General features: G+C 34.1%; 30 protein-coding genes and 1 riboswitch. Of the genes, 22 read left to right on the top strand and 8 right to left on the bottom strand.

Annotated features, from left to right (window positions below; genetic code table 11):
- Nucleotides 1–5: 5 nt before the first annotated feature.
- From RYK07_RS03860 to RYK07_RS03875, 4 genes are all read left to right on the top strand, one after another.
- Nucleotides 6–1346, top strand: a complete 1341-nt coding sequence (locus RYK07_RS03860) for a PTS transporter subunit IIC (RefSeq protein WP_314852485.1) — start codon at nt 6–8, stop codon at nt 1344–1346.
- Nucleotides 1347–1877: 531 nt separating this feature from the next.
- Nucleotides 1878–2711, top strand: a complete 834-nt coding sequence (gene rhaD / locus RYK07_RS03865) for a rhamnulose-1-phosphate aldolase (protein ID WP_314450174.1) — start codon at nt 1878–1880, stop codon at nt 2709–2711.
- A gap of 163 nt (nt 2712–2874) precedes the next feature.
- A complete protein-coding gene (locus tag RYK07_RS03870) occupies nt 2875–3624 on the top strand; it encodes an SDR family oxidoreductase (RefSeq protein WP_314852487.1) in 750 nt (249 codons plus the stop codon).
- Nucleotides 3625–3668: 44 nt separating this feature from the next.
- Entirely contained in the window at nt 3669–4598 is a 930-nt protein-coding gene (locus RYK07_RS03875; protein ID WP_314852488.1) for a 2-keto-3-deoxygluconate permease, read from the top strand.
- A 54-nt stretch (nt 4599–4652) separates the two neighbouring features.
- On the opposite strand, the gene RYK07_RS03880 is transcribed toward RYK07_RS03875, so the two are convergent.
- Complete coding sequence (locus RYK07_RS03880) at nt 4653–4958, bottom strand: hypothetical protein (protein ID WP_314852489.1); 306 nt, start codon at nt 4956–4958, stop codon at nt 4653–4655.
- 153 nt (nt 4959–5111) lie between these two features.
- Here RYK07_RS03880 and cdaA point away from each other — a divergent pair, with 153 nt between their 5' ends.
- From cdaA to RYK07_RS03900, 4 genes are all read left to right on the top strand, one after another.
- A complete protein-coding gene (cdaA, locus tag RYK07_RS03885; protein WP_314852490.1) occupies nt 5112–5957 on the top strand; it encodes a diadenylate cyclase CdaA in 846 nt (281 codons plus the stop codon).
- Nucleotides 5950–6957 carry a CdaR family protein gene (locus RYK07_RS03890; RefSeq protein WP_314852491.1) on the top strand — a complete coding sequence of 336 codons (1008 nt, stop codon included), beginning with the start codon at nt 5950–5952 and terminating at the stop codon, nt 6955–6957. The genes cdaA and RYK07_RS03890 overlap by 8 nt, the downstream gene beginning before the upstream one ends.
- A gap of 30 nt (nt 6958–6987) precedes the next feature.
- Nucleotides 6988–8343 (top strand): phosphoglucosamine mutase, encoded by a 1356-nt coding sequence (glmM, locus tag RYK07_RS03895; RefSeq protein ID WP_314255902.1) that lies wholly within the window; start codon nt 6988–6990, stop codon nt 8341–8343.
- Nucleotides 8344–8595: 252 nt separating this feature from the next.
- Nucleotides 8596–8700: a putative holin-like toxin gene (locus tag RYK07_RS03900; RefSeq protein WP_169816064.1), complete on the top strand. Its 105-nt coding sequence runs from the start codon at nt 8596–8598 to the stop codon at nt 8698–8700.
- A gap of 249 nt (nt 8701–8949) precedes the next feature.
- Here RYK07_RS03900 and RYK07_RS03905 read toward each other — a convergent pair whose 3' ends face one another.
- The gene (locus RYK07_RS03905; protein ID WP_314852492.1) at nt 8950–9300 is read right to left on the bottom strand and encodes a type II toxin-antitoxin system RelE/ParE family toxin; all 351 of its coding nucleotides are present in this window, start codon (nt 9298–9300) and stop codon (nt 8950–8952) included.
- Nucleotides 9290–9577, bottom strand: coding sequence for a type II toxin-antitoxin system RelB/DinJ family antitoxin (locus RYK07_RS03910; RefSeq protein ID WP_314852493.1), 288 nt, complete (start codon nt 9575–9577; stop codon nt 9290–9292). The genes RYK07_RS03905 and RYK07_RS03910 overlap by 11 nt, the downstream gene beginning before the upstream one ends.
- Before the next feature lie 183 nt (nt 9578–9760).
- Here RYK07_RS03910 and RYK07_RS03915 point away from each other — a divergent pair, with 183 nt between their 5' ends.
- The 3 genes from RYK07_RS03915 to yidD all read left to right on the top strand — a co-directional run bounded on the left by RYK07_RS03915 (nt 9761) and on the right by yidD (nt 11328).
- A complete protein-coding gene (locus RYK07_RS03915) occupies nt 9761–10291 on the top strand; it encodes an acyl-CoA thioesterase (protein ID WP_314852495.1) in 531 nt (176 codons plus the stop codon).
- 115 nt (nt 10292–10406) lie between these two features.
- Nucleotides 10407–11018 (top strand): VTT domain-containing protein, encoded by a 612-nt coding sequence (locus tag RYK07_RS03920; RefSeq protein WP_314852496.1) that lies wholly within the window; start codon nt 10407–10409, stop codon nt 11016–11018.
- Between the two features lie 22 nt (nt 11019–11040).
- The gene (gene yidD / locus RYK07_RS03925) at nt 11041–11328 is read left to right on the top strand and encodes a membrane protein insertion efficiency factor YidD (RefSeq protein ID WP_399546352.1); all 288 of its coding nucleotides are present in this window, start codon (nt 11041–11043) and stop codon (nt 11326–11328) included.
- Between the two features lie 24 nt (nt 11329–11352).
- Here the strand turns inward: yidD and RYK07_RS03930 are convergent, their stop codons facing one another.
- Together RYK07_RS03930 and RYK07_RS03935 are read right to left on the bottom strand one after the other, a co-directional pair.
- Nucleotides 11353–11892: an ECF transporter S component gene (locus tag RYK07_RS03930; RefSeq protein ID WP_314852498.1), complete on the bottom strand. Its 540-nt coding sequence runs from the start codon at nt 11890–11892 to the stop codon at nt 11353–11355.
- Nucleotides 11892–12293, bottom strand: a complete 402-nt coding sequence (locus RYK07_RS03935) for a DUF4430 domain-containing protein (protein ID WP_314852499.1) — start codon at nt 12291–12293, stop codon at nt 11892–11894. The genes RYK07_RS03930 and RYK07_RS03935 overlap by 1 nt, the downstream gene beginning before the upstream one ends.
- 193 nt (nt 12294–12486) lie before the next feature.
- On the opposite strand from RYK07_RS03935, the gene RYK07_RS03940 reads away from it, so the two are divergent.
- Nucleotides 12487–13287, top strand: coding sequence for a formate/nitrite transporter family protein (locus tag RYK07_RS03940; protein WP_314852501.1), 801 nt, complete (start codon nt 12487–12489; stop codon nt 13285–13287).
- Between the two features lie 146 nt (nt 13288–13433).
- Nucleotides 13434–15050: a peptide ABC transporter substrate-binding protein gene (locus RYK07_RS03945; protein ID WP_314852502.1), complete on the top strand. Its 1617-nt coding sequence runs from the start codon at nt 13434–13436 to the stop codon at nt 15048–15050.
- A 35-nt stretch (nt 15051–15085) separates the two neighbouring features.
- On the opposite strand, the gene RYK07_RS03950 is transcribed toward RYK07_RS03945, so the two are convergent.
- Together RYK07_RS03950 and RYK07_RS03955 are read right to left on the bottom strand one after the other, a co-directional pair.
- Nucleotides 15086–15652 (bottom strand): GNAT family N-acetyltransferase, encoded by a 567-nt coding sequence (locus tag RYK07_RS03950; RefSeq protein ID WP_314852503.1) that lies wholly within the window; start codon nt 15650–15652, stop codon nt 15086–15088.
- A 9-nt stretch (nt 15653–15661) separates the two neighbouring features.
- Nucleotides 15662–16504, bottom strand: coding sequence for an AraC family transcriptional regulator (locus RYK07_RS03955; RefSeq protein WP_314852504.1), 843 nt, complete (start codon nt 16502–16504; stop codon nt 15662–15664).
- Nucleotides 16505–16698: 194 nt separating this feature from the next.
- Nucleotides 16699–16798, top strand: a riboswitch (THF riboswitch).
- Between the two features lie 63 nt (nt 16799–16861).
- On the opposite strand from RYK07_RS03955, the gene RYK07_RS03960 reads away from it, so the two are divergent.
- The 7 genes from RYK07_RS03960 (at nt 16862) to RYK07_RS03990 (ending at nt 21418) form a co-directional block, all read left to right on the top strand.
- Nucleotides 16862–17389, top strand: coding sequence for a folate family ECF transporter S component (locus tag RYK07_RS03960; protein WP_314852505.1), 528 nt, complete (start codon nt 16862–16864; stop codon nt 17387–17389).
- Between the two features lie 34 nt (nt 17390–17423).
- Nucleotides 17424–17603: a 2-hydroxymuconate tautomerase gene (locus tag RYK07_RS03965; RefSeq protein ID WP_227931913.1), complete on the top strand. Its 180-nt coding sequence runs from the start codon at nt 17424–17426 to the stop codon at nt 17601–17603.
- Between the two features lie 234 nt (nt 17604–17837).
- Nucleotides 17838–18209 (top strand): GntR family transcriptional regulator, encoded by a 372-nt coding sequence (locus RYK07_RS03970; protein WP_314852506.1) that lies wholly within the window; start codon nt 17838–17840, stop codon nt 18207–18209.
- A gap of 1 nt (nt 18210) precedes the next feature.
- Nucleotides 18211–18900, top strand: coding sequence for an ABC transporter ATP-binding protein (locus RYK07_RS03975; RefSeq protein WP_314852507.1), 690 nt, complete (start codon nt 18211–18213; stop codon nt 18898–18900).
- Entirely contained in the window at nt 18897–19691 is a 795-nt protein-coding gene (locus tag RYK07_RS03980; RefSeq protein WP_314852508.1) for an ABC transporter permease, read from the top strand. The genes RYK07_RS03975 and RYK07_RS03980 overlap by 4 nt, the downstream gene beginning before the upstream one ends.
- Before the next feature lie 13 nt (nt 19692–19704).
- A complete protein-coding gene (locus RYK07_RS03985; protein WP_314852509.1) occupies nt 19705–20925 on the top strand; it encodes a hypothetical protein in 1221 nt (406 codons plus the stop codon).
- 256 nt (nt 20926–21181) lie between these two features.
- On the top strand, nt 21182–21418 hold the full coding sequence (locus tag RYK07_RS03990) for a hypothetical protein (protein WP_314450145.1): 237 nt from the start codon (nt 21182–21184) through the stop codon (nt 21416–21418).
- Between the two features lie 53 nt (nt 21419–21471).
- Here RYK07_RS03990 and RYK07_RS03995 read toward each other — a convergent pair whose 3' ends face one another.
- Entirely contained in the window at nt 21472–22005 is a 534-nt protein-coding gene (locus tag RYK07_RS03995; protein ID WP_314852511.1) for an aromatic acid exporter family protein, read from the bottom strand.
- Nucleotides 22006–22115: 110 nt separating this feature from the next.
- Here RYK07_RS03995 and RYK07_RS04000 point away from each other — a divergent pair, with 110 nt between their 5' ends.
- Nucleotides 22116–22796 carry a glycoside hydrolase family 73 protein gene (locus RYK07_RS04000; RefSeq protein ID WP_314852512.1) on the top strand — a complete coding sequence of 227 codons (681 nt, stop codon included), beginning with the start codon at nt 22116–22118 and terminating at the stop codon, nt 22794–22796.
- Nucleotides 22797–22803: 7 nt separating this feature from the next.
- Entirely contained in the window at nt 22804–23916 is a 1113-nt protein-coding gene (locus tag RYK07_RS04005; protein WP_314852513.1) for an ATP-grasp domain-containing protein, read from the top strand.
- Nucleotides 23917–23936: the final 20 nt, after the last annotated feature.

The following is a 23936-nucleotide window of genomic DNA, read 5'->3' on the forward strand; positions in this document are numbered from 1 at the left end:
ATAATATGGAAACCTTGCAAGTCATTATTCAATATATTTTGGATTTAGGAGCGGCAGTATTTGTTCCATTTTTAATGTTAATTGTTGGATTAGCAATGAAAATGAAGTTCAGAGAAGCTTTCACAGCAGCGTTAACTCTAGGGATTGCATTTACAGGTATGGGAATTCTTGTAAACTTTATCATGACAAGTATGGGTGCAGCAGCAAATGATTTAACAACTCATACTGGATTAAGTTTACCAGCGGTTGATATTGGTTGGCCTGGTGCAGCAGCAATTAGTTGGGCTTGGCCATATGCGTTCTTAGTTTTCCCATTACAATTAGCGATTAACTTCGTAATGTTAGTAACTAAACAAACAAAAACATTAAATGTAGACTTATGGAATGTGTGGAATAAAATTTTCACAGCAGTAATTGTAACGTACTTTACAAATAACATTTTCCTAGGATTTATTGCAGCGGCTATTATTATTGTATTAGAACTAAAACTTGGAGATGTATTTGCACCAGAAGTAGAACGTTTAACTGGAGTTCCAGGGATTACAGTACCTCACTTCATTTGTATGATTGCAGTAATTTTACATCCAATTGATGAATTATTGAAAAAAATTCCTGTATTAAATAAACAATTTGATGCAGATACATTAAAAGAAAAAATTGGTGTATTTGGTGAAAATGGAGTAATGGGAGCTATTATTGGATTTGCATTAGGAGCTGCATCTGGTAATGGTATTAAATATGCATTAACTCTTTCAGTTCAAGCTGCAACAGCTTTAACTTTATTCCCAATGGTATCAAAATTATTCTCTCAAGCTTTATCACCAATTTCAGAAGCAGTATCTGACTTTATGCGTGAAAAATTTGAAGATCGTGAAGTTTATATTGGTTTAGACTGGCCAGTACTTGGTGGACGTAATGAATTATGGGTAGCTGTTATCTTTACTATTCCATTCCTATTGATAGGATCTATCGTTTTACCAAATAATATTGTATTACCTTTTGCAGGTATTATTAATTTATCATTTGTAGTAGGAGCACTATTATTAACAAATGGTAATGTATTAAGAATGATTATTCATGGTTTAATTTCTACTCCTTTATTCTTATATGGAGCAACTTACTTCACTCCATATATGACTCGTTTAGCAGAAGAAACAAAAACGTTAAATCAAAGTGGTTTAATTTCATGGGCAACTTTTGAAGGTCCAGATATTCGTTATATTTTAGCTAATGGATTTAATGGGGATGTTATTGCTATTGTATTAGGAGTTGTATGGTTGGCACTATACGTATGGTTATTAAAAGATAGAAAGAAATATAATGAAACATTAGAAGTAGGCGAATAGAATGAAGAAATTGCTTGTTTTAGTATTAGGAATACTATTTGTCTATTCTATTATCTCTCAAATAATTTGGTTAACGGTCTTAATTTTACCTGTCGCAATCTACTTGGATAAGCAAAATTTATTCAAGGAATTTGATGAAAGCAGATTAAAAAAATTCCGTAACATGAAAAAAGAATCGTAAATAAGACGAAATTTCAAAGGATTGGTTCAGAAATAGATGGAATAGAAGAATCAATGAATTTGGTTGAATGGGAAAAATTTGAAGAAATAAAAGAATGGATCTCATTATAGGGATCCGTTCTTTTTGTAGAATTAATATTAGGAATCGTTCATAGAGTTTTTTAATTGAATACTTAATCTCAATAAAAATCCATATTATTCAACCAGTGAAATAAAATAAGTATAAATTGCTAAAATTAAACAAATTAGGTTGACGATGAACAAGAAAACGGTTACTATTATGTTGGATAAACAAAAAAATTTTTTTCAGGTACGGCTGAAAAATATTATAGTTAAAGAAGGGGAATAATTATGGGGTATCCTAAGTTTATTGAAGGATTATGTCAAGTGACATATGATATGTGGAATAAAGGCTGGGACGAATATAACGGAGGAAATGTTAGTTATCGTTTAACAGTTGAAGAAGCTGAGAATCTTGAAAGCAGCTTAGCAGGTACAGAATATACGTACTATGCTGAAAATAGAAAAGAAGTGGAAGTTTTAGATGTTCCAGAACATGTGAGAGGAGAATATATTTTAATTACAGCTTCTGGAAGTCATTTTAGAACATTACATTCACAACCACATGCGGATACTGGTATCATTCAATTAACAGATAAAGGTTATCAAGTAGTTGCAGGTTTTGTTACAGGAAAACGTCCTACAAGTGAAATCTTCATGCATGTATTATCTCATGCAGCTAGATTAAAACAAAATCCAAATCATAGAGTAGTCATTCATAACCATGCAACAAATGTTGTAACATACTGCTTATTAAATGATGTAACAACTGAATCTTTATCTTTAGATTTATGGTCAGTGTTAACTGAATCAATCGTAGTATTCCCTGATGGAATTGCTGTTCTACCTTGGGAAGTACCGGGAACTCAACAAATTGGTTCTGCTACAGCAAAAGAATTGGAAACTCATCGTTTAGTTGTTTGGAGTAAACACGGAGTGCTTTCTACTGGTGTAGATTATCAAGATTGCTTCGGATTAATTGAAACTGCTGATAAAGCTGCTCATATTGCATTAGATGTTCAAAGAGTTAGTGGTAAGAGCATTTATGAAAGTAATGTTCTATCAAAAGAAGATTTGAAGAAAATCTGTGCCGTTCTAAAAGTACCAGAAAGATATTTAGATTAATTGGAACAATTTCGTAACCTGTTGGTGAATCCAGCAGGTTTTTTTAGTTTCACGGATTTTCCATAAAAAATTTGCAAAAACTGTGAAAATAGTAACAAATGATAACAAACTGATTTTTTCATAGGAATAGAATGTAAACAATCAATCAAAGGAAGTGATTTTTATGAATTTTTCAGGAAAAGTTGCTATCGTGACAGGTGGAGCAAATGGGATTGGAAAAGAAGTAGTAAGAGGAATTGTTGAAGGTGGAGGTTTTGTAGTTATTGCAGATATTAATGAAGCTGCTGCTACAAAAACAGTAGCCGAGTTTGGAGCAGAACATACTGCATTTGAATACATGGATTTAGGAAATCATGAATCCATTGTTGCAAGTATGAAGAAGATTCTCTCTGAACGTAAAGTGGATATTTTAGTCAATTGTGCAGGAGTGATTAGTGCGAAACCTTTTGATCAATTAACTTATGAAGAATGGGAAAGAACAATTCGTATTAATCTTTCTGGATGTTTCTCAACGATTAGTACGATTTTCCCTCACTTTATTGAAAATAAAGGCGGTAGAATTGTCAATGTTTCTTCCGTTGCTGCAAAATTAGGGGGAGGTCTTCTAGGAACTGCAGCGTATGCTTCTTCAAAAGCAGGCTTGAATGGTTTGACAAAAGCAGTTGCTAAAGAAGGCGGAAAATACAATATTGCTTGTAATGCAGTATGTCCATCCTTTACAAGAACAGATATGACAACGGTACTTTCTGAAGATAAAGAAAAGAGTCAAAAAGTGATTAGTATGATTCCTTTAGGACGTCGTGCAGAACCTGTTGAAATTGCTCAAATGATTTTATTCTTTGCTAGTGATTTAGCAAGCTTTATTACTGGCGAAATCGGCGACTGCGATGGCGGTATTACATTAGATGGTTGATTTTTTTCCGTTTAGTAAAATTTTCAAAAAGGTATGTGAATGCAATGAAAAAGATTAAAATTCCTGGGGATACTATTATTGTTCCAATGTTTATTGGATGTTTTATTAATACATTTATTCCTCAAATTTTGCAAATTGGTGGGTTTACCACTCCGATTGTAAAAGGTGCAGGGCCATTAGTTGGGGCGTTCTTATTTGTCATTGGGGGAACGATTTCCCTTAAAAATACACCGAAAGCTGTTGTTCGTGGGGCGTCCATTATTATCGCCAAAATTATTGTATCAATTATTCTAGGACTATTGGTAGCGAAAGTGTTCAATGATAATTTCTTAGGATTGAGTGCAGTAGCGGTGATTGGGGCGATTTCAGTAGCGAATAATGCCATGTATGCTGGAATAGTCGAAGTTTATGGAGATGAAATTGATGCTGGTGCTGTTGGGATTACGACTTTAAGTGTTGGTCCAATGGTAACAATGGCAGTGTTAAGTACTGCAGGACTTGCGAACATTTCCATTTGGAATTTGATTGGAACGATCTTACCGCTAGTTATTGGGATTATTTTAGGAAATGCCTTCCCTTATATGAAGAAGGTTCTATCAAATGGGATTACAGCAATTATTATTGTCGTAGGATTTTGTCTAGGGGCAAATATGAACTTTGGACAAATTCTTGAAGGTGGACTTCCTGGTATTTTACTAGGGGTGATTACAACCTTAATTGGTGGGGTTGCAGCGATTGCTGCAGATAAGTTGTCTGGAGGAAATGGAGTTGCAGGTGCTGCGATTTCTAGTACGGCTGCAAGTGCTATTGCGACACCAGCTGCACTTTCTGCGGTGGATGCTTCCTTTAAAGCAATTGAAGCGACTGCTACGACTCAAATTACAGCTTCTGTTATTGTAACGGCTATTTTAACACCAATTTTAACGGCGTATATCGCTAAACGAGTTCAGCAAAAAGACAAAAATGTTGGATAAAGTAGATAGATAACCAAAACCACTCCGCAATATTAAACGGAGTGGTTTTTCTATTTAATCTAAGAAATAAGTATGTTCAGCTTTCCATTCTAGTATTTTAATATGAACCCAGAATCCATAGATTCCTAATGTGATAATACATAAGAAAAACCATTTGACCCAGTTTCTAAACAATTCGAGTGCAGTGCCATTAAATCCAAGACGACGGCCTTCAACAACGGTATGTTCAATTTCCCATTTATAAAAAATGCAAATTGCCCAAGGAGTTCCTAATCCAAAGGTAAATGTGATAATAAAAAATGAAATAATACAACTGAAAATATACGTTAGTATTCCACCGTCAAAATAACTTTTTTGCATAATAAATCCTCCCTTAATTAGTTGATTGTAGTGTAGCATGCAGAGGAATTTACTGTCAAAAAATAAAGATATAAATAAGTTCATGCTAGGGGCAGTTGTAATGTTTTTAGAAAAGGTATAAACTAAAGAAGATATAGAAATGGGGGTTGAGTGATGCAATTTAATTGGAGTAGTTTAGGTGCTTGGAGTAGCATTCGTAATATTGTCGATATTGTGATTGTTTGGTACTTATTATATAATCTATTACTCATCATGAAAGGTACAAGGGCTGTACATTTGATGAAGGGATTGGCAGTTATTGCTGGGGTAAAATTCATCAGTTATATGTTTGGGCTAATTACTCTTGACTGGATTATGAATTTAGTAATCCAATGGGGAGTTGTGGGAGCTATTGTCGTCTTTCAACCAGAAATTCGAAGAGGGTTGGAACATATTGGTCGTTCGAACTTTTTCTCAAGGAGAGCTTCGGGAACGAATCAAGCTCAAAGGATGATTGAAGAGTTAAATATTTCTGTACAATATATGGCGAAACGAAGAATCGGTGCATTAATTTGTATTGAACAATCGAATTCTTTAGAAGAATATATTAATACGGGGATTCCTTTACAATCACGAATTTCAAATCAATTAATGACGCAAATTTTTATTCCGAATACACCTCTTCATGATGGTGCGGTGATTATTCGTGGTCATGAAGTGGAAGCAGCGGCATGTTATTTACCATTATCAGAAAGTAAATTTATTCCTAAAGAATTAGGAACAAGACACCGTGCAGCTATCGGATTAAGTGAAGTAACAGATGCTTTAATTATTGTTATTTCAGAAGAAACAGGGAAGGTTAGTGTCGCTTTGCGTGAAAAATTATTACGTGAGCTAACTCCGGATGAATTTGTAGAAGTGTTAAGTGAACATTTAATTACAAAAGAAACTTCTCAAAAAGATTCGACTATTCTAACAATGATTATCGATTTCTTTAGAGGAGGTCGTATAAATGATTAGTAAATGGATGACGAAGAAATCATTTTTAGTGTTTATATCCTTTATTTTGACAATGGCTTTATTTGTATATGCAAGTGAATCAAGTCCAAGTAGACAATCGTCGTCAGTATCCGTTCAGACAACTTCGAATACAATTGGCAATGTTCCGGTGTATGTTGATATCGATAGTCAGTTATATACAGTTACTGGCTTGCCGGAAGCTGTTACGCTAAGGGTAGAAGGATTTAGTAGTTCCTTATTAACGGTTGTAGGAAATGGTTCCTATCGTGTAAAAACTCCTAATTTAAATGAACTAGGAACAGGAAAACATATGATTACCTTACAAGTAACAGGTTTACCTTCAGGAGTAAAAGGATCCGTTTCTCCTGAGACAGTTGAGATTATGATTGAAAAGAAAGCGACGGTTGAATTACCCGTTTCAGTAAATGTGAATCGTGCAAATTTACCAGGAGCTTATAAAAATGGACAAGCTTTAGTGAGTCCTGCTAGAGTAACGATTTCTGGACCAGAATCACTGATCAATCAAGTAGAAAAGGTTGTCGCAAATGTGACAGTACCAGAAAATACAAAAGCAGACTATACTTCTTCCGTTGCCGTACAAGCATTGGATGCAACAGGAAAACCTCTGGCACTAAAGATGGAACCGGAACAAGTTCAAGTAAGAGTACCAATTACAACGAATAGCAAAAAAGTTCCTATTATATTAACGACAACAGGAAGTGCGGGTACGCAATATTCCTATCAGTTGAAATCTGATACCAAAGAGGTTACAATTTTAGGAGCTCAAGAAGTGTTGGATAAATTGACAGCCATTCCTGTAGTGGTAGATGTCAGTCAAGTAACTAAAACAACAACACAAGTTGTGAAGATAACTCTTCCAACTGGAGTGGATAGTATCAATCCAGAAAATATTTCTGTTGAAGTGGTTGTCACATCTACAACACCAGAAACAACAGAAACGACGCAGACAACGCAAACTACACAAACAACAAGACAATAGAAATTGATAGAGATTTAAAGGAGATTGAACATGGGCAAATATTTTGGAACAGATGGTGTAAGAGGAGTAGCAAATGCAGAATTAACCCCAGAATTAGCGTTTAAATTAGGACGTTTTGGTGGCTATGTCTTATTACAACAAGCAGGTGGGGATAAACATCCACGTGTGTTAGTCGGAAGAGATACTCGTATTTCAGGACAATTATTAGAACATGCTTTAATTGCTGGATTATTATCTGTAGGGATTGAAGTCATGCAATTAGGAGTTATTCCAACACCAGGAGTTTCTTATTTAACACGTGTGCAAGGAGCTGTTGCAGGGGTTATGATTTCTGCATCTCACAATCCAGCACAGGATAACGGAATTAAATTCTTCGGAGCAGATGGTTTTAAATTATCTGATGAAACAGAAGCAGAAATTGAAGCTTTATTAGATAGTCCAGAAGATACATTACCACGTCCTTCAACAGATGAATTAGGAACTGTGGATGATTATTTAGAAGGAACAATGAAATATAGTCAATTTTTACAACAAACAATTGACGGCCCTCTAACAGATATGAAAGTAGCGTTAGATGGTGCAAATGGAGCAACTTCAGCAGTCCTAAATCGTTTATTTGCAGATTTAGAAACAGAGTTTTACACAATGGGAAATAAACCAAATGGTGTGAACATTAATGATGGAGTGGGTTCAACACATCCAGAAGCTTTAGCAGAATTTGTAAAAGAAAATGGCGCAGATTTAGGATTAAGTTTCGATGGAGATGGAGACCGTTGTATTGCTGTTGATGAAAATGGTGAAATCGTGGATGGCGATAAAATTATGTTCATTTGCGGAAAATATTTACGCAGTGTAGGACAATTGAATCAAGATACGATTGTGTCAACAGTTATGAGTAACTTAGGATTCCATAAAGCAGTTGAAGAAGAAGGAATGGTCGCTCTTCAAACAGCGGTAGGAGATCGCTATGTTGTAGAAGAAATGCGTAAAAATGGCTATAACTTCGGGGGAGAACAATCAGGACATATTGTATTCTTAGATTTAAATACAACAGGGGATGGATTGTTATCAGGAATTCAATTGATGAATGTTATGAAACAAACAGGTAAAAAATTAAGTGAATTAGCTAGTGAAGTACCAACTTACCCACAAGAATTAGTAAATATTCGAGTGAGCGATAAAAATGGTGCAATGGAAGTTCCAGCGATTAAAGAAATTATCGATACAGTGGAAGCTGAAATGGCAGGAAATGGTCGTGTGCTTGTTCGTCCAAGTGGAACAGAACCATTAGTACGTGTCATGGTAGAAGCACCAACAGATGAATTATGTCATGATTATGTAACACGTATCGCAGATGTCGTTCGTCAAGAGATTGGATTAGATTAAGAATTGAAGTTTGAAAGGGAGAGTAACGAAAGTTGCTCTCTTTTTTTGTGTGGGGAATTTGTATCAAACACAAGTAAAAATGTCTCAAATAATAATATTATAGCAACGTGATATTTTGCACATTTAACTATTATTTTTATTTCGTTTATGGTACACTCTCAGCGTAGAAAGTTTTAAAGCGGTGGCAATCTCTATAAAGGTAGGTGATGCTTATGAGCATCTTCATTAAATCTATCGAAAGGAGGTTGCACTTTGTCAGTCTATGAAGCATTGACATTAGTGTGTTCTTTTGCGACTTTACTAGTTGCGTTAGTGGCACTCATTGTTAAACTAATAGAAATAAAGACAAAAAAATAACACCGCTCTAACTTTGGAGAGTTAGCGGTGTTATGCACCAAAATTCTGCCACCGTCTTTTCAACGGTCTACATCAGAGTCGAGTTGCTGCTCGGCTCTTTTTGTATCTTCATTATACCAAAAACAAAACGAATTGCAAACTTCGCCAATCCAAGTGATAATGTCTCAATGAAACACAAGTAAAAATGTCCTATATCATGAAGTGCTCTCTTTTTCAATATACTTGGTCATCGGACGTTTACCATTCTCGTTAAGATTTTCTTTTAAATAATCTAATATAATCTTGTTTACTATGTATAATATTAGAAATAAAGATGGATTTTCTATCTTCTAAGATTTGATAGAAGGCTAAATAATTTCCTAAAACGATACAGCGAGTTTTGTATGGGGGATAGATGATTTTTCCGACTCTTTCATCTGCATTAAACCCGGCTTCAGGGAAATTTGTTAAGCGTTCTAATCCGTGAAGAATATTATTAACCGTATTAATTCCTGCTTGCTCTGAAAAGTACATAGTTTCAATGTAGTTTTTAATAGTTCGAAGTTGATTTTGAACATATTCTGGAATTATTAAGCTATACGAGTTTGATTCAAATTCCAAGGTTAGCCCTCACTTCGTTTACAGTATAGATTCTACCTTGTTCTAAATCTTTGAAACTTTGAGTGATTTCAGATCTTAATTGTGTCAATAATTCTTCTCGTTCTTTATCGGTATCTGTCTCAAAGGGTAATTTTTTATTTTGTACAATATTTTCTAAAAAAAGATTGAAACTAGCTGTCATATCCAGATTATATTCAGAGATAATTTCTTTTGCTCTTTCAAGCAAATCACTATTTGTTCTAAAGTTAACTTGAGTATTTTTTTCTAAGCTATACATTCTAATTCCTCCTTTTAGCTTATTTTATCACTAATAACTATTTCTGTATAGCAGGAGCTATACAAAAGCTTGTTGAAGTTAGTTAAGTAATTTTAGAGTACCTATTCCAACTTCAAAGCCATACTTTTTGAAAAAAAGAAAAGGAATGGTACAATAGCGTTATCGAATATTAGAGGAGTTAGTATGAATACAACAATCAAAACATGCGCACAAACACGTGCGATTCAGTCTAGAAGAATTTTTCCATTTGATGTGAATATGCATCAAACATTATTTGGAGGGAATTTAACTCGTATTATTGACGATTGTGCATCCATTACGGTGTCTCGTCATTGTCGCCGTTTAGCAGTGACTGCTTCAGTTGATGCTATGAATTATTTAAAACCATTACCATTAGGACATTCTGTTTGTGTGGAAACGTATATTTCTGGTGTTGGAAAGAAAAGTATGGAAGTCTTTTGTAAAGTAGTAGGGGAAGATGTTTTAACAGGTGAACGTTATTTGGCAGCGACTAGTTTTTGGACATTTGTAGCTTTACCTCGAGAAGGGGAAACGGATTTTGCAGTTCCAGCGATCGAACCGGAAACTGCAGAAGAGAAATTCATTTGTAGTGGCTATGAAGACAGACGTTTAGCTCGATTAGAACAATTGAAACGACAAGAAGAATTAATGAATCATGTTTCTGTTCATAAACCTTGGATGGAATCATTGTGACAGTAATGTAAGGTTATCACTGTTTTTGTTAGAAAAAATCAAGGATTTTTCATATTTGATTTGTTAAAGTAGTCTTATCAAATGATTCACACTGAAAAGATTACTGGAGGAAATTATGAATAAACAAAGTGCCATTGAATTTAATAGAAAGTTAATTCAATTCTTTACAATAGCGGGAATTATCCTAACGATTTATTTAGGATATATCATTGCTAAACATCATTATTTTGAAGTTGGAGGAGCATTCCAGCAGTTGGTCGGCAATTGGGGAATGTATGGAGTATTATTCTTTATCTTCATTCAAATTGTACAAGTGGTTTATCCGATTATTCCGGGTGGCTTAACTTGTGTCGTTGGGCATCTTGTATTCGGACCTTTATATGGGTTTATTTATAATTTTATTGGCATTATGATTGGTTCAATGATCAATTTTTGGTTAGCAAGACGGTATGGAGAAACAGTTGTTCAAGCATTTGTTTCTCAAGCAACTTATGATAAATATATTGGCTATTTAAATGATGGGAAGAAATTCGAACGTTTCTTCTTTTGGGCATTAGTGTTGCCAGGATTCCCTGATGATTTCTTATGTATGGTAGCAGGATTAGGGAAGATGACATTTAAAAAATTCGTAGCGATTTGTTTAGTGGCAAAACCTGTCACACTATATGTGTATACATTGATTGCAGCAGAAGGAGTACAAGTTCTTTTTAAATGGATTCAAGGGTAGAGGTGTTTCAGTGAGAAAAATCATGATTGGATTGGTTCGAGGATATCAAAAGTGGATTTCACCATTATTTCCACCAACTTGTATCTATCGACCAACTTGTTCAACGTATATGATTCAAGCAATTGAAAAACATGGCGTTATCAAGGGTGTAATAATGGGAATTGGCAGAATTATGAGATGTCATCCATTTATTTTAGGAGGACAAGATCCAGTTCCAGACGAATTTACAGTAAGACGACATAAAGACTATCGAAAAAAGCGAACTTGCCAATGTTGTCAATCGATAGAAATCAAAAAAGAAGGAGATTGAACGGCATTCAATCTCCTTTTTATATTACTGAAATTTAGTTTGATACTTTTGAATAATACGTGGCAATAATGGCGATAAGAGTATCCAAAAACCAATATTTCCCAAAGCATGTAGCGTATCAAATGGTAGTCCTTGTAAATAATATACCCAAAATTTAGGAATATGATAAAAATATACAGAAAAAATCGAAATGACAAATCCGTATAAATATCCCGTTAAACCAGCCATGATTGTAAAAAAGGCTAATTTCAATAAGGGTTGTTTCCAAGTTTGTCTCCAGAAAGGTTTCAAACAAGAAAATACAAGAATGACAATCGCAAAACTAGCAATTTGATACAAGGTCCATGGTCCCATTCCTAAAAAGATATTAGATAGAATCATAGATAAACTGGCAGTTAAAATTCCTTCTACTAATCCCATTTCAAGGGTAATGATTAATAGAATCACAGTCACCGGTTGAACATTTGGAATCCAGGCAAATAGCAGTCTACCAATGTAGGCTAGTGTTGATAGTAATGCGATCAGTGTGATTTTTCTAATGGAAAAAATAGGCGTATTTTTCATTATTGTTTAAATGCTTCTAATTTCCAATCGATAACGTCACCTTGTTTTAAGTCAACTTGGTTAGCTCCGACTGGGCTCATTTCACCATTGACATCAAATAACCAATATTTTTGGTTAGCTGGTTCTTGTTCAATTCCGTTAATCGCAGATACGAAACCATCTTTTTCAACGATTTGCATTTGTTCTTTCATAACGGTTAATAATTTATCTCCATCTTTGAATGTTAATGTAAATGGGCTGCCTGAAATTGGTTCTCCATCTTTTTTAACATTGACAGTAATCGTTTGTTCAGCTTTTACTGTAGTTGTTGTTTCTTGAGATGTTTGTTTAGTAGGGGCTGCTGGTTGTGCACATGCTCCTAAAGATACGGTTAATAAAGCTAAAGCTAATAATTTTTTCATAAAATCCTCCTAGAGTGTTCTTTTAAACCTATACCATCATAGCGAAAGCGAGATAGAATGTAAAGCCATTTATATTCTATGAAGAAATTAAAAAAATATAAAATCTTATCTTCTCACCTTGTGAAAAAAGTGGTATACTGACAAAGTATTATTCCAAAAAGGAAGAGTAATTAAAAAGGAGGAAATGACCTATATGGCACAAGGTTATGAATTTTCAGAAAAAGTAGCGAAAGCTTGTCAAAAGAAAGAAGCGTTGTTTGACGAAAGTAAAGCACGTTATGCATTACGTTCAATGTTTGCAGGAGCTTTTCTAACAATGAGTACAGCAGCAGGGGCGGCAGCAGCACAAGTGATTGCAGGATTAAATCCAGCGTTAAGTAAATTTTTCTTTGCATTTATTTTTACTTGGGGATTAGTTTATATCTTATTCTTAAATTCTGAATTAGCAACATCTAATATGATGTATTTAACAGCAGGAGTTTATCAAAAAAATATTCGCCTATCAAAAGCTGTAACAATTTTATTATACTGCGGAATCTTCAACTTGATTGGAGCGATGATTATTGGGGCAGCATTTGCATATAGTTCAGCTTTTAATGCAATGGATGTACAACACTTCATCGTTGGTCTTGTTAAAGGGAAAGCATTAAGAGGAAATGGACAAGTTCTTCTAGAAGCTGTTTTAGCGAATATCTTTGTTAACGTTGCAATCTTAGCATTCTTATTAATTAAAGATGATGCTGCTAAAATGTGGATTATTATTTCAGCAATTTTCATGTTTGTATTTTTAGGAGAAGAACACGTTGTGGCAAACTTTGCTTCATTCTCAATTGTTAAGTTCTCAGCAGTTTCTCCATCTTTAGAATTTATGAATTGGTTTAACTTAATTCGTCACTGGGTAGTAGCTTTCATTGGTAATACTATCAGTGGTGGTGTTATCGTTGGATTAGCATACGCATTCTTAAATAAAACAAAAAGTGTATATCATGAATAATGAAACTAAGGGTTGCCTGTAAGGGCAGCCTTTTTTATTTTCAGAAAATTTTCAAAACCGTGAGCAGAATAATTGGGAAATCGCGTAAAATCTGTTACGATAGCTGTATCGTAATAACGATGAATGAAATGAAAAGGAGAATTGTTATGAAAAAAACAACCAAAATGTTAGCGACCAGTTTATTAGTGGCGGTAGGTTTGGCTGCTTGTGGCAGCAATTCATCAAGTTCTACGAATGCTGCGAATCGCTTAACAATGACAACCTTTGGAGAATTAACAACATTAGATAGTGCAGATTATGATGATGTGCCAAGTTCAGATATGATGGGACAAATTTTTGAAGGATTATATCGTGTAGCTGCGAATAATAAAGTGGAATTAGGAATGGCTGCGCAAGAGCCAAAAGTGAGTGAAGATGGTTTAGTCTATACGTTCATATTACGTGATGCAAAATGGTCTGACGGTTCTGCTGTAAAAGCACAAGATTTTGTATTTACTTATCGTAAATTAGTCAATCCTCAAGAAGGACATGTAGCGCAATCAGCGGATGTGTTCAAAAATGCGAAAAAAATTCGTAGTGGAGAATTACCAGTGGAAGAATTAGGAGTTAAAGCTCTTGATGATAAAACATTAGAAATTACACTTGAAAATCCAGCTCCATATTTACCAAAATTATTAACTGGTTCACGTTTCTTACCGCAATCTGAAGCAGTCGCTCAAAAATTAGGTGATCAATATGGTTCAAATGTTTCGAATGTAGTCGTAAATGGACCATTCAAATTAGAAGGATGGACAGGTTCAGAATTAACTTGGAAATTAGTGAAAAATGCTGATTATTGGGATGCAAGTAATGTTGCTTTAAACGAAGTAACAGTGAATGTATCGAAAGAAGTAGCAACTTCTGTTCAATTATTTGATTCAAAACAAGTTCAATATACAACGATTAGTGACCAATTTGTGGATCAATATAAATCTCAACCAACATTCCATGCGCAACCAAAAGCAACAATGGGATATATGAATTTTAATACATTGAAACCAACAACAGCAAATCAACACTTCCGTCGTGCCATTGCGATGGCTTATGACAAACAAGCATTAACAAATAATGTCTTAAAAGATGGTTCAATCCCTTCAACAGGATTAATTCCAAAAAGTTTTGCAACAAATGAAGTCACTGGAAAAGATTTTGTAGATGAATCAGGCGATTTCTTGAAATTTGATGTACAAGAAGCTCAAAAAGAATGGGAATTAGCGAAAAAAGAATTAGGTGTTAGTGAAGTAACGGTTACTTTATTAACTTCTGATACAGGAACTTCAAAACTTGTAGGGGAATATTTACAAGCGCAAATTCAAAAGAACTTACCAGGTGTAACATTTAAATTACAACCTGTTCCATTGAAAAATCGCTTAGAATTACAACGTGCAAGCGACTATGATATTTTTTACGGAACTTGGGCTCCAGATTATCAAGATCCATTGAACTTCTTAGAGCAATATATTACAGGTGGCGGTATTAACTTTGGGAAATACTCTAATCCTGAATATGATAAAGCAGTAGATACTGTGAAATCTACTTATGCGACTCAACCAGAAAATCGTTGGAATCAAATGCTAGCTGCAGAAAAAATTATTATGAATGATGCAGTAGTAGCTCCAATTTACCAAGCTTCTCAAAGCTATTTATTAGCTGAAAATGTAAAAGGCTTTGAAGTTTTACCATTTGGACGTACAGTGAACTTACGTCAAGCAAGTGTGCAATAATAGAATATAAAACAAAAAACTTGAGTGATTAAATATCACTCAAGTTTTTTTGTCATATGATAATAAGAATGTCCACTTAAGATTTTTGTACTAGTCGCTGTATAGCCTAGTTTTTGATAGAGTTGATAGGCTTTGTCATTGATTTCTTCGCAATTTAGAGCAATGACACTAGCACCTTGTTGTTTAGCTAAGTCTTCAGCTGCTTGTAGTAATTTTATGCCAATTCCTTTTCTGCGATAATTTGGATGTACTGAAAGAATATCAATATACCATTCACCGGCTTGTGTTTCAGAATCTTCATAGAGACGAATGGAAGAAGGAATATTGTACGTTTCATACAATTGATAAAATGGTTCATCAATACTTGGTTCGAGATGTCCATGATATCCGAAGATGGCTCCAGCAACCGTTCCGTCTTCGATATAAACAAGAGTATTCGTTAAACTGTAGCGAAAGTTCTCTTGTAGCATAGCTTCTTCTAGCATCGCATGAAGAGTGTTGAGTGATACTACTTTTAAAATGGGTAACTCCATATCTTCGATAATGGTTTGAATGAGCGGAATGATTTGCTTTCTTTCTTCGGGTTTGGGTTGTCGGATCATTGTTTCACCTTATTCTAGTTGAGATTTACGGTATGCGAGTGGGGTCATACCCATTTTTTGTTTAAATTGTTTTGAAAAATATGCTTGAGTTGAAAATCCAACAATAGATGCAATTTGTGACATTGAGTAATTCGTTGTAGAGAGGAGTACTTTACTTTCTTCAATTCGAATATCTGTCAAATATTCCATTGGTGTTTGATTCATTTCATTTTTAAAACTGTGTGAGATATAAAATCTGCTTAAGTGTGTTAAATCAGCTAAATCCTGTAAGGAGATTTGTTCTCGATAATGTGTTTTTAAATAGTGTTTAATGAGACTAATATCTTTTGTCGTTTTATTAATTGGACTAACATCAATTTCAAACGATTTATTTCGAAGAATTTTAATGAGCAATATTTCTAATAAATTATGACAAACTAATTCATAGCTCATCGAGTGATTAGTTGCTTCAGTTACCATTGCGTTTAAATACACTAAAATATCCTTTTGTTCGTCTCGTAAGTTGAAAAATGAAAAAGGTTGCTCGACATTTGTTTGCGTATTAAAAAAGTTAGAAAAAGAAAGTCCTGTAATTCCTAATACAATATATTCGAGAGGTTCTTCAGGTGAAGAAACTTCTGTATGATCGACTTGTGGATTAATAATAACGAAATCTTGTGCCTTTACTGGGAAACGTTGGTTTTCAATTAAAAATTCTCCCTTTCCATCTAAAACATAAAATAATTCCATAAATGGATGAGAATGGATTGTGCTGTGCCAGTCGCTATCATATTTTGATTTTGTAATAGATTCTAAATGGAAGGATAAACTTCGCATATTCGATTCGATTACTAAATAACGTTCATTACTCATACTTTTCACATCCTTATCTGTTACTTTCATTATACTTGAAAGCGCCTTTTTCATCAATTCTCTTTAGGAAAAGATAGAAAGAAACCGAAGAATGACAGTTTCGTTGACGCCAACTTAAAAACCAGGTATGCTATTTTTGGTAGAAAGGAGTGTATGGAAAAGGTTTCGTCAATCGAAGAGATGAACCACTACAAATCAGAGTAGAATACATTGCGTTAAGTGCCAAACGGATGGGATGTTGCCGATTGGACGAAAAAGAGAACTCTTTGCGGTAGTGTATTCGCATTCGCTGCATTTAATGACAGACCATTTATTAAATGGAGCAGCTCTTTATGACAGATAAAAGGAGATGCTAATATGAACAAACAAACACAATTAACACGAACATTAACGGTAACGGCATTAATGATTGCCATGCGTTTAATTATTGAGATGATTCCATCGATTAAAATGGGGAATCTCGTACAAATCGGATTCGGATTTATCGGAGCGGCACTTGCTGGGGTGATTTTAGGACCTTATCGAGCAGCTGTTGTAGGATTTTTTGTAGATATTTTAGGAAATTTCCTAAGAGGGGAAGCGAGTACCTTTTTCCCTGGATTTACTTTAACAGCCGTTTTAGGTGGATTAATTTATGGCTATTGCCTGTATCGTAAAGAATTAACACTTCCACGTATTTTTGTGACGGTATTAATCATTACATTTGTGATTAATTTAGGATTGAATTCGCTTTGGATTTATATGATAACGCAAAAAGCTTTTTCAGCCTTTATGGGACTTCGAATTTTGAAAAATATCATCAGCTTACCGTTGAATACTGTGATTTTATATGTGCTGTTTCGTAATCAAACCATGCAACAGATCATTGAGAAATATCGAGTATAGGCGTATACTATTCATACAATAAGGAGGGATAGCAATGCCATTTATTCATATTGAAATGTTAGAAGGACGTACACGTGAACAAAAAGAAGCGCTTGTCAAAGAAGTAACAGAAGTTGTTTCTAAAAACACGGGAGCTCCTACAGAACACATTCACATTATTATTCAAGAAATTAAACATGAAAATTTAGGGCAAAACGGTCAATTACGTGGCTAATGCTTAGTGAAAACTTTAGATGGGAATTTCCGGTCTAAAGTTTTTTTATTGCCAAAATCGCTATTCGTTCAACAAATCTATTACAAAAAACAGCCAGCAAAAGAATTTTTCGGATTTTTTAAAAATGTTTTCAAAAAATGATTGACGAAATGAGTGTATCAAGCGTATAATACAGTCAAGGAATAAAGTGTATTAATGCATTAACACAATAGTACAAGGAGGGGATGAAATGTTATGATCCAATTTGATAAACGATTGCCGGTATATGAACAGATTATTGACTATGTTAAAAAGCAAATTGTATCAGGTGAATGGGAATTAGGAAGAGAATTGCCAAGTCGAAGAGAATTTGCTAGTCAACTTCAAGTGAATCCGAATACTGTTCAAAGGGCATTTCGAGAAATGGAGGAGATGGGGTTGATTTCAACAGGAAATAATGTCATGAGTCGAGTGACAGATAATCCCGAATTAATTGGGCAATTAAAACAAGAAATGTTACAAGAAGCAATACAAATTTTTGCAGATTCGATTTATCCATTACATGTTTCGAATGAGGAAGTCATGGAACAGTTGGAACAAGCGATGAAGAGAAGAGAGGGAGAGTAGCATGTTAGAAGTGAAACATTTACATAAGAGATTTGGCAACAAAGCGGTGTTAAATGGAATTTCTTTTACAGCAGAACGTGGAGAAATTACCGTATTAATCGGAGTTAATGGGATTGGGAAAACAACGATTATGAATATGATCATGGGATTAATTCCAATCAAAAAAGGGGAAGTAAGTATTGATGGACAAGTAATCAAAGGAGATCGCTCGAAGAAGTTAGCTTACATTTGTGATCAGATTGTTGTGAATAAAGGTGAAACGATTTTTGAAGCAATTGCTTTTATGAGAACTTTTTATCCGAATTGGAATGATGAGAAAGCTAAAAAATTATTACATTTCTTCAAATTCAAAGGAAATGAAGTGATTCAACAATTATCAAAAGGAAATGTTGCAAAAGTTAACTTGTTATTAGGATTATCTTTAGATGTTGATTTTGTATTAATGGATGAACCATTTTCAGGAATTGATATTTTTTCAAGAGAACAAATTGTACAATTATTTACTTCAGATTTATTAGAAGGAATTGGAGTTATTTTAACTTCGCATGAAATCGAAGATATTGAATATATCGTTGATAAAGCCATCTTATTAGATGAAGGAAAAGTAATTAAAGAATTTTACGCAGAACAAGTGCGTGAAGAAGAAGGTAAGTCCATTGTAGATGTGATGAGGGAGGTGTATCAATCATGAAAAAAATTTTTAATTTATGGTTGTATGAGTTGGGAAAAAGTAAATTTATGTTAGGATTTCTAATGATTGTGTTCTTTATCATTCAAGTATTAGTTCATCTGATGCGTATTTTAAGAATAGATCCTAAAAATCTGAATGTCGAAGATACAAGAAGCGTGACGGATTTAGTGCAATCAAGATTTGGAATGAATTTAGCACTGATGGCAGCTTTTATCATTATTATTATTGCTTCGGTTTATATTTGGGTCAAAGAATTTCGTAGTAAAGGGAATTTTATTAATCGATTATTCTTACTACCAGGGAATCGAATGCAAGTGTATTTTGCAAAATTCCTAACAATTTTGTCTTACATTTTAGTACTTCAAATAACACAATTTATCATTCTTGGAGTGAATAAGGCGCTATTGATTTGGAGATTCCCAGTTTTAGCAGACCATATTCATTACACGGACTTCTTGAATTCGGGTTCAATGTTACAATATTTATTACCGTTAAATGGAACTGCTTATGCATGGTGTATGGCATTTTTAATGGTTGTCATTGTTTTCTTCTTCCAATTAGCGATTTTAGAAGAAGGATTGAAAGCGTATGGTTGGGCATTGATGGTGGCATCTTTAGTGGGTTACTTTGTCATTTGTTGTGGTATTTTAGCAAGTTATGTTCAAGTGATGATAAACTTATCGTTTACTCAAACGGAGCAATATTTTGTGACAATCTTGTATGCAGTCGTGTTTATGGGTATTCATTGGTTCGTCGATTATTATTTATTAGAACGTAAAGTTAGTGTTTAATGGGGGTGAGAATATGAAATCAATTAAATTTGCATGGGGATTACTCGTAATTGTTGTTGGTTTTCTAGTTTTAGGAATTGGGAATATGGTTTGGACGTCAATGTCAGATGCTCCATATACAATAGAATCTTCAGCAGAAGGCAATCAATATTTAAAAGGGACAGTTTTTGAAGTAGGAAAAGAAGGCGCTGGAAAATTAAGTAATAATGTTTCGACATCAGCCATTGTTGATGGGAAAGTGGAAAAACTATTTCAAACAGTAGGAACTTGGAATGGACAGATGAGAGAACAAGCGACATTAAGCAAAATCCCTCTTTTGGAACGTTCATTACTTGTCAATCATAGACACGTATTACAATTAGACAATTCTTCACTATTTTATGATATTCATTGGGATTCATATTTCAGTAGTAGAACAGATTTTAAATTTAATTATGCGTTGTACTCTAATGAAAATAAACGAATCATTGATAAACAAATTCCGATTCATATAGATCAATCAATAGCCTGGGGAGAAGAGCCAATCTTCCAACGTAAGGGAAAAGAGTTAGGGGTCATTATTCCTATCATAGAAAGAAAAGCGAATGAAAGAAAATTCTTGAAGTTTATTTTATCTTTCGAAGAAGGTACTGTGAAAGATGTGGGAGAATTAACACTTGAAAAAGATGGTTTAATGCTCAATGCAGCATTTGGAAATCGTTCTTATAATCCCGAAACAATTGTGTTTAATGTGCTCCCTATAAAAGATGGACCAAAACCTTCTGAAAAACCAGAGGAAGAGGAGTATTATCAATATGATTTGTTTACAAATACATTCCGCAAATTGGATACTACTTCACTAAAAAATTCAGCAAGTTTCTACATTTCAGGTTCTCAAATTTATGCAGTAGAAACGGCTCATCCAAGAGTAAGTGGTAGAAAATCAGGAAGAGACCATGCGGTTGAACGTCCGGAATATGTTGCGGCTAAAGATCGTCAAGCAGAGTTAGAAACGGTGTATCGCGCTACAGCAGAATTATCTTTAGAAAAAATTGGAACACTTCAACGTGATTCATATTCTTCAGAAGAAGTACTAAACAAAGATACATTAGTATATGTTGGACTTGATCAAGGTCAAAATGCACTACGTGTGTTTGATTTGAATAAGAAAGAAGAAGTTTTCTCAGCAAAAATCACACCAAAAGCAGATGCGAAGTTATATTTCCAAAGAAAACGTGACTATGTGATTTACTAATAGGTTGTAAATATAGTACAATCAAAGTAATAAATAGGGCAGTAGTTCAAAAAGGAAGACGCCTTTCTAGTAATAGAGAGGAGATGACGGTGCGACTCCGTCCGACTATTTATTAATGGCACTCCGTATGGGGTGCCTTTTTTAATCTTCATTAAGGGTTTGATACTGAAGGTGAATTAAAAGGCTTATAAAATTGTTTGAAATTTCATTAATAGAAGATATAATAGCTTTGAAGATACAAAATGGAGGAGAAAAAATGCATAAAAATTATTATGATGGACCACCTGAATATAGACCATTAAGTGCATGGGAATATTTTGGGTATGGGCTTCTTGTAGCAATTCCGATTGTGGGTTTTGTGATGATGTTATATTATAGTTTTGATAATTCTAATATTAATCGTCGAAATTTTGCTCGTTATTTATTGTGTAACGGTATTTTAGTGCTTGTATTTGGAGTTTTCTGGATTGGAATTAATTATTATCCGAAATAAAAAAATTATAGAAAAATTAGTTGACAAAAAAGAGCATTCCGTTTTGGGATGCTCTATTTTTCTTGTAAATGTGGACTTGGTAATAGTCGGTTGACAAGCATCGCAATAACTGCTCCGATTAATGTATCTAATACTCGTTGAATCGCGTATTCCACATTAACAGCAGCTTCGATATTGTAAAAAATAACTAAGAAAGTTGCCGAAGAGTTAATGACCGCTGTCTTGTTGAATCGATTGCAAAATAAAATTAATAAAATAATTCCAAGAGGAACTAATAGTAAGTCAGTGTAGTCTGGAAGAGTGAAATATCGATATGATTGAAGAAGGATAATGGCTAATATCCCTCCAGACATATTCCCATAAAAGCGAGAAATTCCAAATTTCCAAGTTTGTTTATGATCTGTTCTTAAACTAAATACGGCAGATAACACTGCTAACATTGGAGACCCACGATGAAGCACTTTAAAAAGAACAATACAGATAAAGGCAGATACGGCTGTTTTTAAAGTTCGGAGTCCAATGTGAAATGGACTTTGTTGTTGATTAGGCACACTTTCACCTCGTTGGTTAAAATTCTTGAATATCATATCATAAAATGCATAAAGCGACAACGAGTAAGAATGTCGATTAAAGTTAGGTTTAAAATGTAATTAATTTTATAAAAAACATGGAAAATTCAAGCGTAAAATTAAGGTTTATGATAGAATTAGAGGTATGTATAGAAAGTGGTGTTGCTGTGGGAAGACGAAAATCAATCAAATGGAAATCGCATATGAAATTAGGAGCTAAGAGATTAACAGTTGGAATTATTTTAGTATTTGTGGCTCTTTGTAGTGTCATTATTATGGGTACATTACAGTTTCAAGAAACAAGGCAAGATCCTACAGAAGTTGCACACCAACAATTTATTCAAACGCTTGTCCCGTCTTCTCAAAAAGCATATCAATTATATAAAGTTTTACCGAGTATTAGTTTAGCTCAGGCTATATTAGAGTCTGATTGGGGAGAAAGTGGACTTTCGAAGGACTATTATAATTTATATGGGATGAAAGCTGGTGCTGCAGAACCAAGTGTCCAATTAGAAACGAGTGAATTTATCAATGGTCAATGGATTACCATTATGGCACCTTTTCGAGTTTATAATAGTTGGGCAGAATCCGTGGAAGCTCACGCTAAGTTATTAACGTATGGAGTGGACTGGAACCCTAAACTATATGAGCCTGTTTTAAAAGCAAAAAATTATAAAGAAGCAGCACACGCCCTTCAAAAAGCAGGATATGCTACAGATCCAACTTATGCACAAAAAATTATTACGGTCATTGAAACATATCATTTATCACAATATGATCAACTTCAAGAAAAATCTGTAAAGGAGTAGAAAACACATGAGTCAATTATTACCAGGAAGTATTATTGGAATTATTGGTGGAGATTCTCAAATTTCATCCGTTATTTTAATGGCGAAACGTTTAGGGTATCGTGTTCACCATTTCCGCGAAGAAGATGAACCTAGTGTTTTGTTAGCAGATAAAGAAGTGGTTGCTCGTTATTCGAATAAACATGCATTATCAGATTTTGCAATGCAAGTGGATACGATTTATGTTTTAACAAATCAAATTGAAATAGATACGATTATAGCCTTAAGTGGGAAAACTCGTTATTATCAATCGTTTGAATTAGCAGAAATTTCTCAAAATCGAATGGTTGAAAAGTTATTTTTAGAAGAACATGCGATTAATGTAGCTCCTTATGGAATGATTACAAGTATTGGTGAATTACCAAGCTTATTATCAAGTATTGGATTTCCCGCTGTATTAGAGACAAATCGTTTCGATAAAAAACAAAAGGAAATGATGATATATGACCATGATATGGATGATCATGTATTCCAACTAGTAGAGGAACAATCTTGTATGGTAACAGCATTTGTTCCCGGTCAACGTCATTTTAGTATGACGATTTTACGAGATTATGAAGATCATATTACGATTTTACCGATTACGGAAGATGTATATGTAGATGGAAAATTAAAATATTCAATTGCCTCAAAACGAATGAATCCTGAGTGGGTTGGAGAGCTTCGTACAATTGCATCAAAAATTATGCGTTCAATCTCAGGCTCAACTCTAGTATCGATTCAAGTTGTAATGGCAAAAAGTGGAATTTTTTATGTAAAAAAAGTAGATCAATTACCGCTTCTTCAACATCAATTTAGCGCAAGACAAATTCCTCAATCATTTAGTGAAATTGTTTTACGATTGGCAACAGGATTAGGCGTATTAGAAAGTGGATTGATAGAGGAAGGATTAATTGTTCCGATTTATCAAGAAATGTTAGAAAAAGCGCATATTTTAACAGTAGTAAAACCTCATTGGGAATTTGAATATTTCCAAGTAGTAGGAGGGAAACTCCAAGAAGCAGTCGGAGTGATTCGATTAACAGGTGCTTCAAGTGTGGATTTAGTCAATGAATTAGAATTAAGTGGATTACACGATTAGAATGTAACAAGAGAAAGGAT

Source organism: uncultured Granulicatella sp. (genome assembly GCF_963528315.1).
In the GTDB taxonomy this organism is placed as follows: domain Bacteria; phylum Bacillota; class Bacilli; order Lactobacillales; family Aerococcaceae; genus Granulicatella.